General features: G+C 69.3%; 14 protein-coding genes and 1 pseudogene. 13 read left to right on the forward strand and 2 right to left on the reverse strand.

What is annotated here, in order from left to right:
* Positions 1 to 41: 41 nt before the first annotated feature.
* Positions 42 to 281, reverse strand: a complete 240-nt coding sequence (locus ACWDKQ_RS10000; protein WP_450138387.1) for a zinc finger protein — start codon at positions 279 to 281, stop codon at positions 42 to 44.
* A 223-nt stretch (positions 282 to 504) separates the two neighbouring features.
* On the opposite strand from ACWDKQ_RS10000, the gene ACWDKQ_RS10005 reads away from it, so the two are divergent.
* The 3 genes from ACWDKQ_RS10005 (at position 505) to ACWDKQ_RS10015 (ending at position 1,972) form a co-directional block, all read left to right on the forward strand.
* On the forward strand, positions 505 to 1,356 hold the full coding sequence (locus ACWDKQ_RS10005; protein WP_450138388.1) for a helix-turn-helix domain-containing protein: 852 nt from the start codon (positions 505 to 507) through the stop codon (positions 1,354 to 1,356).
* Positions 1,353 to 1,550: a DUF397 domain-containing protein gene (locus tag ACWDKQ_RS10010; protein ID WP_450138389.1), complete on the forward strand. Its 198-nt coding sequence runs from the start codon at positions 1,353 to 1,355 to the stop codon at positions 1,548 to 1,550. Before ACWDKQ_RS10005 ends, ACWDKQ_RS10010 begins: the two co-directional genes overlap by 4 nt.
* Before the next feature lie 134 nt (positions 1,551 to 1,684).
* The gene (locus tag ACWDKQ_RS10015; protein ID WP_450138390.1) at positions 1,685 to 1,972 is read left to right on the forward strand and encodes a hypothetical protein; all 288 of its coding nucleotides are present in this window, start codon (positions 1,685 to 1,687) and stop codon (positions 1,970 to 1,972) included.
* 195 nt (positions 1,973 to 2,167) lie between these two features.
* Here the strand turns inward: ACWDKQ_RS10015 and ACWDKQ_RS10020 are convergent, their stop codons facing one another.
* A complete protein-coding gene (locus ACWDKQ_RS10020; RefSeq protein ID WP_450138391.1) occupies positions 2,168 to 4,288 on the reverse strand; it encodes a RecQ family ATP-dependent DNA helicase in 2,121 nt (706 codons plus the stop codon).
* 93 nt (positions 4,289 to 4,381) lie between these two features.
* Here ACWDKQ_RS10020 and ACWDKQ_RS10025 point away from each other — a divergent pair, with 93 nt between their 5' ends.
* The 10 genes and pseudogenes from ACWDKQ_RS10025 (at position 4,382) to ACWDKQ_RS10070 (ending at position 13,231) form a co-directional block, all read left to right on the forward strand.
* The gene (locus ACWDKQ_RS10025; RefSeq protein ID WP_450138392.1) at positions 4,382 to 5,728 is read left to right on the forward strand and encodes a glutamate-5-semialdehyde dehydrogenase; all 1,347 of its coding nucleotides are present in this window, start codon (positions 4,382 to 4,384) and stop codon (positions 5,726 to 5,728) included.
* Between the two features lie 297 nt (positions 5,729 to 6,025).
* Positions 6,026 to 6,373 carry a cytochrome P450 gene (locus tag ACWDKQ_RS10030; RefSeq protein ID WP_450138393.1) on the forward strand — a complete coding sequence of 116 codons (348 nt, stop codon included), beginning with the start codon at positions 6,026 to 6,028 and terminating at the stop codon, positions 6,371 to 6,373.
* A complete protein-coding gene (locus tag ACWDKQ_RS10035; protein WP_450138394.1) occupies positions 6,340 to 6,735 on the forward strand; it encodes a 4Fe-4S domain-containing protein in 396 nt (131 codons plus the stop codon). Before ACWDKQ_RS10030 ends, ACWDKQ_RS10035 begins: the two co-directional genes overlap by 34 nt.
* Before the next feature lie 286 nt (positions 6,736 to 7,021).
* Positions 7,022 to 7,654 (forward strand): nicotinate-nucleotide adenylyltransferase, encoded by a 633-nt coding sequence (gene nadD, locus ACWDKQ_RS10040; protein ID WP_450138395.1) that lies wholly within the window; start codon positions 7,022 to 7,024, stop codon positions 7,652 to 7,654.
* Between the two features lie 345 nt (positions 7,655 to 7,999).
* Positions 8,000 to 8,398, forward strand: coding sequence for a ribosome silencing factor (rsfS, locus tag ACWDKQ_RS10045; protein ID WP_450138396.1), 399 nt, complete (start codon positions 8,000 to 8,002; stop codon positions 8,396 to 8,398).
* Positions 8,395 to 9,015 carry a histidine phosphatase family protein gene (locus tag ACWDKQ_RS10050; RefSeq protein ID WP_450138397.1) on the forward strand — a complete coding sequence of 207 codons (621 nt, stop codon included), beginning with the start codon at positions 8,395 to 8,397 and terminating at the stop codon, positions 9,013 to 9,015. Before rsfS ends, ACWDKQ_RS10050 begins: the two co-directional genes overlap by 4 nt.
* A gap of 34 nt (positions 9,016 to 9,049) precedes the next feature.
* The gene (locus ACWDKQ_RS10055; protein WP_450138398.1) at positions 9,050 to 9,910 is read left to right on the forward strand and encodes a DegV family protein; all 861 of its coding nucleotides are present in this window, start codon (positions 9,050 to 9,052) and stop codon (positions 9,908 to 9,910) included.
* A 123-nt stretch (positions 9,911 to 10,033) separates the two neighbouring features.
* On the forward strand, positions 10,034 to 10,819 hold the full coding sequence (locus ACWDKQ_RS10060; RefSeq protein WP_450138399.1) for a ComEA family DNA-binding protein: 786 nt from the start codon (positions 10,034 to 10,036) through the stop codon (positions 10,817 to 10,819).
* Between the two features lie 704 nt (positions 10,820 to 11,523).
* Positions 11,524 to 12,225 (forward strand): annotated as a pseudogene (locus tag ACWDKQ_RS10065) (ComEC/Rec2 family competence protein); the annotation flags it as partial.
* 226 nt (positions 12,226 to 12,451) lie between these two features.
* The gene (locus ACWDKQ_RS10070; RefSeq protein ID WP_450138403.1) at positions 12,452 to 13,231 is read left to right on the forward strand and encodes a ComEC/Rec2 family competence protein; all 780 of its coding nucleotides are present in this window, start codon (positions 12,452 to 12,454) and stop codon (positions 13,229 to 13,231) included.
* Positions 13,232 to 13,331 lie beyond the last annotated feature (100 nt).

Genomic DNA, 13,331 nt, shown 5'->3' on the forward strand with positions numbered 1-13,331 from the left:
GCCACAGTACGGTCTGCGCTGCCCCGTGCGAAAGATCCAAATTACCCAGTGGGAGGGCCTGGATTACAGGGAGCGATGGGGGTGCCGGCCAACTCGTGTGCGGTCTTGTCGCACTCGGGGCAGGTAGTCCACAGCCAAGCGATGTCGGAGTTGTCCACGGTGATCTGCTTGCCGCACAGTGTCTCGACCTGCGATTCGGCCGGAAAGCCGCCGCGGGGCCGGGGTTTCAGCGTGGCGTGTCGCTGTCCGTTGCCCGGTTGCCAGCGAAACGGGTGTGGCATGCGTGATCACCGCCTGTTCCAACTCGACTTGAGGCGTCCGCCGCGTGTCGCGTCCGGCAGCCGGTTCCGGGACGACGCCGACGAGAGCGCGGTATCGGACACCAGGATGCGTGCTCCTGGGGTGGTCGTCGTCACACGTACCATTTTGGTGGTACCGAAACGGATGGCCAATTACCTGAACAGGTAGTAGTTACCAGACCCGAATTCTGTTTCGCTATGTTTCATGACCCGTACCACTGGTGGCACGCCGAAGGCCCGCGCGCTCGGCGCTGAACTGCGCGAAGCCAGGGAAGAGGTCGGCAAGAGCCTGCGCGCGCTGGCACAGGAGCTCGACACCAATCACGTCAGGCTGATGCGGTACGAAACGGGGAAGTCCGTCCCGCCGCCGGAAGTGGTGGCCGCATTCATGACCACTCTGGGCGTTTCGGCAACCGAACGTGATCGACTCGTCGAGATGGCCCGCGATGCCGATTTGCCGAACTGGCTCACCGCGGACCGCTCTGGCGTGCGGCAGGAGTTGACCGCGCTGATCGAATTCGAGCGCACCGCCACCCGCATAACCAACGTGGCTACCGGGCTGATTCCGGGGCTGCTGCAGACTTCCGACTACGCGCGCGCCGTGATGCGCGGCCGTCCGGTCGGCGAGGTCGAGAAGCTGGTGCTGATGCGCGTCGGCCGCCGGGACATCCTCTCCGCCCGCAGGGGCCCGCGGCTGACGGCGATCATCAGCGAGCACGCGCTCCGGGAGCCGATTGGCGGCCGCGCGGTCATGGCCGAACAACTCCGCAAGGTGGCGGATCTGGCCGACTGGCCCAACATCGACGTCCGGGTGGTGCCCAGCGGTTCGACGACGTGGCATCCGGGGCATGTCGGGCCGTTCGTGGTTTTTGAGTTCCAGAAGGCGCAGCCGATAGTTCACTTGGAGCACTACCGCTCTGCTGCATTTCTCTACAACCCCGGACTCGCGCAGGAATATCTGGACGCGATCACTACCCTTCTCTCGTTCGCGATGGACGATGCCGATTCGATCGCGTTCATCGCCAAGTGTGCGAATGAGATGGAGGCCATTGCGTGATTACGGCGAAGCCGGTTGGTTGGCGGAAGTCGAGCCGGTCGGCGCAGGTGACGGACTGCGTCGAGGTCGGTCGCTTCGGTGACGGCGCGGCCGTCCGGGATTCGAAGCAGCGGACGGCGGGGTATTTCACGATTTCGGGCGATCAGTGGCGATCGTTCGTCGCCGGAGTGCGTGCTGGTCGATTCGATTTCTGACGCCACCTCCCGCGGTGCCCTCGGCTCCAGTTTCGAGGGCACCGAATCGCTTCTCCGTATTTCGTTCACATTTGGGCGTTTTCGTGATCCATTTCGAGTGAATTTCGTTCGATGTTCCGAGTTGGTCGAATGCATTGACGCGTCGGGCAGACTGGCCCGGTGACCACAGTCGCGCGCTCGCCGGCGAACTGCTGGAAGTCCTCGCCCAGGAGGATCCGCTGAACGAACTCCTCCAGGGACTCCCGGAAATCGACCACCGGCTCAACGACCTCGACGAGTCAGCGCAATCGGCGCTGCCCGCCTTCCGGCTGCCCGGGGCGCAGCAGGAACGGCACTTCCTGACCCGGCTTGCCGCGATTCCCGATTTCATGGCCAAAGCGGCGTACCCGCCGCGCCGCGTTCGAGCCGCACGGACGGCCTGATGAGCGTCCGGGGCTGTGCTGGCTGCCGGACGGGGCGGCGACGTACGCACAGTTGGCCCGGACGCACACCACTGTCGGGATAATCGCCGCTTCGAAGACAAACGCCGACGCTGCCGCACCTCCGACGATCACTTCCGGAACAGCCTCTATTGCGCACAAAGTACTAACGGGTCCTGTGATTTGGTTTCGAGCCGATCAAGAAGTGGTGGCGAGGGTGAAGGGCAGGACTGCCGAGGCACCCGCTTGGCGGAGCAGGCGGCTGGCGACTGTGATGGTCCAGCCTGTGTCGGCGTAGTCGTCCATCAGCAGCAGCGGTCCGTCCAGCGTGGACAGCTTGGCGGCGAGGTCCTCCGGCACCTTGAACTGCTGCCAAAGCGACGCCACCCGCTGGGCGCTGTTCGTGGCGCGCCGGGGCGTCGTGTTCGGGTTCGTCAGCACCTCGCCGAGCAGCGGCAACCGCCCGATCGTGGCGATCCGCTCAGCGAGGCTGCGCACCAGCCGCGGACGCGTCCGCGAACCGAGCGCGACCACGCCCACTGGCCGCTGCGCCCAATCCCACGCGGCCAGCACCTTGATCCCGGCTTGGAACAGGTCGTCCGGCAGTTCCTGGTCGGGCGCGCCGGCAGCGAGCAGTTCTCGCAGCCGGTTGCCCCAGCCGATGTCGGTGAGCCGCCCGATCGCCCGGCCCGTGGTGGCCTGCTGGTCGGCGGGCAGCTTGCCGGAGGCCGGGATGCCGAGCACATCCATGCCACTCGGCCACATCTTGCGGGGCGAAACCTCCACACCGGGTCGCCGCAGTCGCTCCTCCGCCTGCTGCACGGCCTGGTCGTCGACGTCGCCCGAATAGCCGGAGTCGGTGCAGTTGTCACAGCGCCCGCAGGGCTCGGCCGCCGGATCGTCGAGCTGCCGCCGCAGGAATTCCATGCGGCAAGACGACGTGCCGAGGTAGTCGAGCATCGCTTGCTGCTCGGACTTCCGCTCCGCGGTGATGCGCTCGTAGCGCTTGGCGTCGTAGTGCCACGGCTCGCCGGTGGCCTCCCAACCGCCCTTCACCCGGCGGACGGCCCCGTCGACGTCCAGCACCTTCAGCACCATCTCCAACCTGGTGCGCCCGAGCTCGACGTGCGGTTCGAGCGCAGCAGTCGACATGCGTTCCTGCTGCGCCAACGCATCGAGAACCGCGCGCACCGCCGGTTCCGGCGGGAAGGCCAGCGACGCAAAGTAGCTCCAGATGTCGCGGTCCTCCGGGCCCGGCAGCAGCAGCACCTCGGCCCGCTGCACACCGCGCCCGGCGCGCCCGATCTGCTGGTAGTAGGCGATCGGCGAGGACGGCGCGCCGAGGTGGACGACGAATCCGAGGTCGGGCTTGTCGAAACCCATGCCCAGCGCGGAGGTTGCCACCAGCGCCTTGACCCGGTTCGCCAGCAGGTCGGCTTCGGCCTGCTGCCGTTCGGCGGGATCGGTGCGGCCAGAATAGGACGCCACCTCGTAGCCCTGGTCGCGCAGGTAAGCCGCGATCTCGTCGGTCGCCGCCACCGTGAGCGTGTAGATGATCCCCGAGCCGGGCAGTTCCTTCAGGTGGCTCGCCAGCCAGCCCAGCCGAGCCTGCGCCGTGGGCAAAGGGACCACGCCCAGTCGCAGGCTCGCCCGGTCCAGGCTGCCGCGCAGGACCAGCGTTTCCTGCGGATCGGTTGACTCGCCGCCCACCCCGAGCTGGTCGGCGACGTCCTGCACGACGCGGTCGTTCGCGGTGGCCGTGGTCGCGAGCACGGGGACGCCCTCGGGCAGCTCGGTGAGCAGCGTCCGCAGCCGCCGGTAGTCCGGGCGGAAGTCGTGGCCCCAGTCGGAGATGCAGTGCGCCTCATCGACCACGAGCAGGCCTGCGGACTGGGTGAGCTCCGGCAGGATCGTGTCCCGGAAGTCGGGGTTGTTCAGCCGTTCCGGGCTGACCAGCAGCACGTCGACCTCGCCGGCGGCGACCTGCTCCTCGATGTCGGCCCACTCGTCTGGGTTCGCGGAGTTGATCGTCGCGGCTTGCACGCCGGCCGCAGCCGCCGCATCGACCTGGTTGCGCATCAGCGCGAGCAGCGGCGAAACGATCACCGTCGGGCCTTCGCCGAGTTCGCGCAGCAGCGCGGTGGCGATGAAGTAGACGGCGGACTTGCCCCAGCCGGTGCGTTGCACCACGAGCGCTCGACGACGCTCCAGCACCAGTGCGCGGATCGCGCTCCACTGGTCCTCGCGCAGCGCGGCGTCGGGGCCGGCCAGCGCGCGGAGTCGGTCGTCGGCGAGTTCGCGCAGCGCGTTTTCGTCCACGACCCGATTCCTACCGGATGCCCGCGACGTGCCACGTCCGGGGTGACCGGGCGGGAAATCCGATGTCGGGGTGCGGGCCGAACGGACTAGTCTGTGCAGGTGACCACCACCGAGTCCACGAGCACAGACCAGGTGTCCGGAGACGAGCTGCGGGAGCAGGTTCGCGACGCGGCACGGCGGGCCAAGCGGGCGGCGGCGGAGCTGGCGCAGGCCACCCGTGGCGACAAGGACGCGTTGCTGCACGCGATGGCCGACGCGCTGGTGCAGCGTGTGCCGGAGATCCTCGCCGCCAACGACCGCGATGTCGCCGCGGGCCGCGAGTCGGGGATGCCGGAAAGCCTGATCGATCGGCTGAGCCTGAGCACCGAGCGCATCGCCGCGATGGCCGACGGGCTGCGCACGGTTGCCGGTCTGCCGGACCCGGTCGGTGAGGTGGTGCGCGGCGGCGTGCTACCCAACGGGTTGCAGTTGCAGCAGGTCCGGGTACCGCTCGGCGTGGTCGGGATCGTCTACGAGGGGCGCCCCAACGTCACGGTGGACGCGGCGGGGCTGACGCTGAAGGCTGGCAATGCTGTGCTGCTGCGGGGTTCGTCCTCGGCGGAGCACTCCAACACCGCGCTTGTGGCGATCCTCGCCGACGTGGTCCGCGAGCAAGGCCTGCCGGCCGACGCCGTGCAGCTCCTGCCGTGCCACGACCGGGCGTCCGTAAAGCACTTGATCACCGCGCGCGGGTTGGTCGACGTGGTGATCCCGCGCGGCGGCGCTGGGCTGATCTCGGCAGTCGTGGAGAACGCCACGGTGCCGGCCATCGAGACCGGCGTCGGCAACTGCCACGTGTACGTAGACGCGAGCGCTGAGCTCGACACCGCGCTGCGCATCCTGCTCAACTCCAAGGCCCGGCGCCCCAGCGTGTGCAACTCGGCGGAAACGGTGTTGGTGCATAAGGACATCGCGAAGGACTTCCTTCCCCGAGCGCTCGCCGAGCTGCATGGCGCGGGTGTGACCGTGCACGGCGATGAGCGAGTCCTCGAGGTCGGGGGCTCCAACGTGGTCCCCGCGACCGATGAGGACTGGGACACCGAGTTCTTGTCGCTGGACATTGCGGCAGCGGTGGTGGATTCGCTGCCCGACGCGGTCGAGCACATCCGATCCCACGGCTCGGGGCACACCGAAGCCATCGTGACCAGCGACGTCCGCGCAGCCCGGCAGTTCACGGTGCAGGTGGACGCGGCTGCGGTGATGGTCAATGCCTCCACCGCGTTCACCGACGGAGGCGAGTTCGGGATGGGCGCGGAGATCGGTATCTCCACCCAGAAGTTGCACGCCCGCGGCCCGATGGGGCTGCCGGAGCTGACCTCCACGAAGTGGCTGGCCTTCGGCGACGGGCACGTGCGGCCGGGCTCCGCCCCGGCGAACACCAGTTCCTGCCCGGAGAGCTGATTTGACCCAGGCGCCGCGCCGCGGGCGTGACTCGGCCGCCATCAAGGATGCGCTGTTGCAGGCCGCGTCGGCGTTGTTCGCCGGGCGGAGCAGTTCGACCGACTGCATTAACAAGATGCTCGTCTAAGTGGCCGGCTGATCGCCGAACGCGCAAGAACCGGCCGACGACCTGCTCAGCGTGTTGATCGCGGCCCACGCCGAGCAGCACAAGCTCTCCGAGGACGAGCTCGTCAGGTTGGCGGTCGGGAACCTGGTGCCGGTCACGAGGTCACCGCGACAGATCCTGACTTCGCCTACGTGCTGCTGACGCACCCAGCGCAGCTCGGCGCGCTGCGCGCGGACCTCGATGGGATGCCGCGCTCCGTCGAGGAGAAGATGCGCTACGTGCCGCTCGAAGTCGGCGCCGGCTTCCCGCGATACGCCATCGAGGACGTGGAACTGGGCGGCGTGCTGGTGCGCGCCGGCGAGCCGGTCATGGTCGGCGAGGCCTCGGCGAACCGCGGCGAGACCGTGTTCGACGATCCCGGCCACCTCGACCTGACCCGTCAGGAAGCGACGCACCTCGCCTCAGGCACGGCCCGCACCACTGCCTCGGTGCCCAGCTCGCGAGGATGGAGTTGCAGGTCGCGCTGCGCAAGCTGCTGACGCGACTACCGGGACCGCGCTTCGCGACCCCCGCCGACGACGTCGACTGGAAGACCGGAATGCTCGTCCGCGGTCCCCAGCGGATGCTGCTGCCGTGGCAAGGTGTGAGTGAGCTCGCTCATAACTGGAAGAGGTGGCGAATGAGTTGGTCGATCGAGGTCGACGTGGATACCTGCATCGGTTCCGGCATGTGTGCCGGTGTCGCGCCGGACCACTTCGAGCTGGTGGACGGCTACTCCTGCGCCAAGAAGGCGACGGTGGAGCCAGCCGATGAGGTGGTCGACGCGGCGGAGTCGTGCCCGGTGGAGGCGATCTTGGTCAAGGACGCCGAAACCGGCGCGACGATCGCCCCAGAAGCGTGACGCAGGACACTTTGGCGGTCGCGTCATGGTCTCCCAGGTGCGCGCGTCACACCGATGCGCGCCTGAGAAATGGCAGCGCCCGCAACCTGAGGTGGGCCCCCAGCCGCCGAGGGTTGCGCAGGGTCGTGGGGCCCGGCTCAGAGGGGAGCGTGGGCCGGGCTCCACGGTCAGCGTGGTCTGGGGACCAGCTCATAGGGGAGTGTGAGCCTGCTTCGCGGGCCGCCGTGATGCGCGACGCACGCCCCGCCGATCGACGCGGGCCGTCGGCTTTCTAGGCTTGTCAGCTATGTCTCGTCGCAGGATCGGGGTCATGGGTGGCACCTTCGATCCCATTCATCACGGGCACCTGGTGGCGGCCAGCGAGGTGCAGGCCCAGTTCGGCCTGGAACAGGTCGTCTTCGTGCCTACCGGCCAGCCGTGGCAGAAGAGCCACGAGGTGGTCAGCCCCGCCGAGGACCGCTACCTGATGACGGTGATCGCCACCGCGTCCAACCCGCGGTTTCTGGTCAGCCGCGTCGACATCGACCGCAGCGGCCCGACCTACACCGCCGACACCCTCACCGACCTGCACCAGCAGTACCCGGACGCGGAGCTCTACTTCATCACCGGGGCCGACGCGCTGGAGCAGATCCTGTCCTGGCACCGGGTCGACGAGCTGTTCGACCTGGCGCACTTCATCGGCGTGACGCGGCCCGGCTACTCACTCAACGGGGCCCACCTGCCCGCCGGGGCGGTGTCGCTGGTGGAGATCCCGGCGATGGCGATCTCCTCCACCGGCTGCCGGGATAGGGTCCGGGCGGGCCTGCCGGTCTGGTACCTGGTCCCGGACGGGATCGTGCAGTACATCACCAAGCGAGGCCTCTACCGGGAGGAATCCGGCGCGGAATCCGGCGCGGAGTGGGGCCCGTCCGGTTCCTGACGCGCCCCGCACCTCGTCGTGGTCGGAAGCGGATCGTTAGGCCGCCGGTGACCGTGGGCGTGGTCGCCGACGGCGTCGAACGCTGCCGGGATGGGCCGGTGCTCGCTTCACTCTGTCGCGCGATCTGCATGTTCCACCGTCGGGTGAATGCCCACGTGGGTCAGGGCAGGGGCGATTCGGTCTTCGCGCGGCGCCCATGCGGGAACACCACACGCGAACCCGAGGACACCTGGGACGGCTGAGGCTTCGGCCCGGGCGTGGAGGCGGGTTGGGCCTTGTGCGAGGCGGGCTGGCTATCCTCTACCCGGCGTGGGTCGCACACCGGACCCACCCGAAAGGAGTGACGTGGCAGCCACCGAGAACGCCCGCCGGCTGGCTCTGATCGCGGCGCAGGCCGCGGCGGACAAGAAAGCCACCGATGTGGTCCTGCTGGATGTCTCCGAGCAGTTGGTCATCACAGACTGCTTCCTGATCGCTTCGGCACCCAACGAACGGCAGGTCGAGGCGATCGTCGACGCGGTCGAGGAGCAGCTGCGCGCCGCCGGCACCAAGCCGGTGCGCCGGGAGGGCGCGCGCGAGGGCCGGTGGGTCCTGCTCGACTTCGTCGACGTCGTGGTGCACGTCCAGCACTCCGAGGAGCGCGCGTTCTACCAGCTGGAACGGCTGTGGAAGGACTGCCCGCGGATCGAGTTCGAAGACCAGCACGCGCCCGCCGAGACCGACTCGCCGGACGCCGAATCGTGACCCTGGACCGGTTAGTCCTATGGCGGCACGGCGAGACCGACTACAACGCGGTCGGCCGTCTCCAAGGACACCTCGACAGCGCGCTCACCGAGACCGGCCGGGAGCAGGCGCGGCGCGCGGCACCTGCGATCGCCCGGATCGCCCCGGACACCGCCGTCAGCTCCGACCTGAACCGTGCGCGCACCACCGCGGCAGCGTTCGCCGAGGTCAGCGGGGCCTCGGTGCGGTTGGACAAGCGGTTGCGCGAGACGCACCTGGGGGAGTGGCAGGGGCTCAGCGGCGCGGAGGTCGAGCACGGCTGGCCTGGAGCGATCGGTACGTGGCGGGCAGATCCGACGTGGGCGCCGCCGGGCGGCGAGTCCCGCGTCGAGGTCGCTGAGCGTGCGCTGGAGGTCGTCGAGGAGCTCGAATCCCAGCATCCCGGCACCGCGTTGCTGTGCGCGCACGGGGGGTTGATCACCGCTCTGACAGCGAAGCTGGTCGGTCTGCCGCTGGACATGTGGCCGGGGCTGGGCGGCATCAGCAACTGCCACTGGGTTGTGCTCAAGCGGCGGAGCAATAGCGATCAGCGCTGGCGGTTGATGACTTACAACGCGGGGGTACTGGTCGACGGCTGATCGCATTCCGACCGCGAGGTCGTAGGGTTGCGGCGTGCCAATAGAAGTCGTCACCGACTCGACGGCGTACCTGCCGGCGGGATACGCCGAGCGGTACGCGGTGCGGACCGTTCCGTTGCACGTCAGCGTGGATGGCGCCGCCGCGGTCGACGAACCCGTTTTCGGTCCGGGTGATCTCGCGCGTGCCTTCGACCGCAAGCACCGGGTCACCACCGCGGGCGCGACGCCGCAGGAATTAGCGCAGGCGTATCAGGACGCGCTGGACTGCGGCGCGGACGGCGTGGTCGCGGTCCACCTGTCCCGGCAGCTGTCAGGCACCTGGGATGCGGCGCGACTGGCCGCGCGCGAGGTGGATCCGGAGAGGGTCCGGGTCGTGGATTCCCGGTCTGCGGCCATGGGGCTGGGTTTTTCGGTGCTCGCGGCGGCCGAGGCGGCGAAGTCGGGGGCCGAGCTGGCGGAGGTGGAGCACTCCGCGGTTTCGACGGCCGAGCGCACGATGACTTTGTTCTCCGTGCAGACCTTGGAATACCTGCGGCGTGGTGGCCGGATCGGAACCGCTGCGGCGGTCTTGGGCACGGCGTTGGCGATAAAGCCGCTGCTGCACGTTCACGACGGGCGCATCGACGCCTTGGAAAAGGTGCGCACGACCACTCGGGCCATGGCTCGGTTGTTGGACATTTCGTTGGGGGCGGCGGGTTCCGGCACCGCCGCGATCGCGGTGCACCACCTGGCCGCGCCAGAACGGGCCGAGCAGCTCGCCTGGCGGATCCGGGCCGAGCTCGGGGAGTTGGCCGACTGCGTCGTTTCGGAGGTCGGCGCGGTCATCGGTGCGCACATCGGGCCCGGAGCGGTGGGTGTCGTGGTGCTCCCGAACGGGTGGCGTTCGGGAGCTTGAAAACCTTTCGGTGGGCGGATTCCGCACCTTCGAGCTGAATCCGGAGACGATCTCTTCCACTGTGGTCTGGGTAGAGAGAAATTAAGCTGCGCAACGTGTTTCGTCTCCTCTACCGTCGATCGCATGTCTGAGATGCGGAGCTTTCGTTCCACTGCAGTTGAATCCGAAGACCTCGACCCGAGGAGCAGGCTGCAAACCCTGCGGCGACATGCGTCCTTCGACGAGCCGGCGGAGCGCGCCGGCCCCAACTACTCGGTGACGCCGCCGGATACCGGACCCGGTTCGCCTTGGCGGCGGCTGGCAGAAAGATGGCTTCCCGAGTCCCTGCTGAGGTCCAGAGTGGACCCCGGTCGGATCGGTGTGCTCGCGCTCGCCCTGGTGGCTTTGGTGGTCCTGGTGGGTGTGGTGGTCGGGGCGTGGGCGAACCAGCCCGCGGCCGAACCCGCGCCGCCGCCCATCTCGCCGCCGCCGCCACCGGTCACGACCGCGGCGCCACCGGAACTCGTCGTCAGCGTCGTCGGCCGGGTGTCTCGCCCGGGGCTGGTCACCGTGTCGCCGGGCGCTCGGGTGGCCGACGCCGTCGCGTCGGCCGGTGGCCCACTGCCCGGCACCGATCTGACGGGTCTCAACCTGGCCCGTCGGCTGGTCGACGGCGAACAGCTCTACGTCGCCGTGCCGCCGCCACCGCAAGAGTCGTCCGGCCAGCGCGGAGGCGACGGCAAGGTTGACCTGAACACCGCAACGGAGGATCAACTCGATGAACTACCCGGCATCGGCGAGGTCACCGCCAAACGGATCGTGCAGTGGCGGGCGGAACACGGCCGGTTCGACTCGGTGGAGCAGCTGCGTGAAGTCGGCGGCATCGGCGAATCCCGGTTCGCCCGGCTGCGGGAGGTGGTGCGGGTGTGATCGCAAGACTCGACCTGCGCCTGGTGCCGACCGCACTCGCGGTCTGGGCCGTGACGTTGTCCGGATTGCTGGCGGGCTGGGTTCCGGCCGCGGTGTTGGCGTTGCTCTGTTCGTTGGCCGCGCCACTGGTGTGGAGGGCGGCGCCGACCGGGCCGGTTGCCAGGGGCACCCTCGCGGTGCTGTTGCTGGCGGGCGTTGCCGCGACCGGAACTGCGGTGCGCGCCTACGGCGTCGAGCACCTTCCGGTGCGACTGGCAGCCGAGCACGGCGAGCGGGCAACACTGCGCGTCGTGTTGACCAGCGCGCCAAGGCCGTTGCGCGGCGCGGCGTTCGGCGCCCGACGAGCGGCGGACAGGTCGTTGGTCCGCGCGGAGCTTCAGTCCGGTGAGCTCACCGGGCGTCGAACGCGGGCAGCCGGGGCAGTGGTGCTGCTGGTGCCGACTGCGGGGTGGCGGGATCTAATTGCCGGGCAACAGGTGACCGCGACGGGAAAGCTCTCCCCGCCGCGTGCGGGCGAGCTCACGGTCGCCGTGCTCCAGGTGTCCGGCCAACCGGCCGATGTCGGGGCGGCTCCGGGCTGGCAGCGCGTCGCGGAAGACCTCCGGGAGGGCCTGCGGCGGGTGTCGGCCGACGTGCTCAGCCCGGCCGCGGCGGGACTGCTGCCGGGGTTGGTGGTCGGCGACACCGGGGGACTGCCACCGGAGGTGGAGCAGAACTTCGAGACGGCCGGTCTGTCCCACCTGACGGCGGTTTCGGGGGCCAACCTCGCTATCGTGTGCGGCGCGGTGCTCGTGCTGCTGCACCTGGTCGGCGCGGGGCCGGTCATGTCGGCCAGCGGCGCGGGCGCGGCGCTCGTCGGTTTCGTCGTCCTGGCGGGTCCGGAACCGAGCGTGCTGCGTGCGGCGGTGATGGGTGCGATCACTCTGCTGGCGTTGGTGCTCGGCAGGCAGCGCTCGGCGTTGCCGGTGCTGTCCGCGAGCGTGATCGGTCTGCTGCTGCTCCAGCCCGACCTGGCGATGAGCGCGGGGTTCGCGCTGTCGGTGGCCGCCACCGCCGGGCTGGTGCTGTTGGCTCCGGTGTGGTCGTCGGCATTGCGGACGAGAGGAGTGCCCATTGGATTGGCGGAAGCGATCGCCGTTCCGCTGGCGGCGCACGTCGTCACGGCTCCGCTGATCGCGGCGCTTTCTGGCGAGGTCAGCCTGGTGGCGGTACCGGCGAACATGCTGGCCGGGCCTGTTGTCGCGCCGGCGACGGTGTTCGGCGTGCTGGCCACCGTGGCCGCCCCGGTTTCGCCCTGGCTGGCCGGTGTGCTCGGCTGGCTGGCGGCGCCGGAGTTGGAGTGGGTCATCCTGGTCGCGGACCGGGCGGCGGCGGTTCCCGGCGCGGCGTTCGACTGGCCATCTGGCACCATCGGCGGGTTGTTGCTGGCGGCGCTCGTGATGGTCGGGCTGATCGCCTTGCGCGGCAAGCGGATTCGCTGGGTGGTTGCTGGCGGCGCTCGTGATGGTCGGGCTGATCGCCTTGCGCGGCAAGCGGATTCGCTGGGTGGTTGCAGTCGTGGTGCTGCTCGCGGCACTGGTACTGGTGCCGGTGCGCACGATGCTGCCGGGCTGGCCGGTGCCGGGCTGGAGCATGGTGGCCTGCGACGTCGGCCAGGGAGATGGGCTGGTGCTGGCCACCGGTGGCCAGCACGAGGCCGTGGTGGTCGACACCGGACCGGATCCGCAGCGGGCTGTGGAATGCCTGCAGCGGCTGGGCATTCGCCGAGTAGCGCTGGCGGTGCTTACCCACCTGCATGCCGACCACGTCAGCGGGCTCGCCGCGCTGATGGGCAAGGTCCCCGTTGGTGCGGTCGCAATCGGCCCGTTGCGAGAACCAGCGTGGGCGATGGAAGACGTGACCAGAGATGCCCTCGCACATCGGGTTCCTGTCGTGCCGCTGCTGTCCGGGCAGCGGGGGGTCTGGCCGGGACTGGTCCTCGACGTGCTCGGCCCGGATCCAGTGCTGGCCCGCACGCAGACGGCCGACGACGCCAACGACGCGTCGATCGTGCTGCTCGCGACCACACCGGCCGGGCGCGTCCTGCTCACCGGTGACGTCGAACTGCCCGGCCAGGGGCGGCTCATGTCCTCCGGTGCGGATCTGCGAGCCGACGTGCTCAAGGTGCCGCACCACGGATCCCGCTACACCACACCGCGTTTCCTGCGAGCAGTGCGTCCACGACTAGCCGTGATCAGTGTTGGAGACGGCAACACCTACGGCCACCCGAGCCCGTTCGTCGTCGATGACCTAACCCGCGCGGGCACGAAAGTGCTGCGCACCGACCTGGAAGGAGACATCGCCATCCTGCCTGGCCCGCAGGGGCCCCGCTACGTCGCCAGGGGAGGCCCATTGCGCGCGGGCGAGTCGTAGGACAGCCACGGCCGCCCCAAGGCGTTCGAGAAAGTCCTTTTTCGGCAGCAGCCTGCGGGATCTGCCCAGGCTGCGGGAAACCCGGCGCGGCCGGGTGTCC

Source organism: Saccharopolyspora sp. NPDC000995, assembly GCF_053599315.1.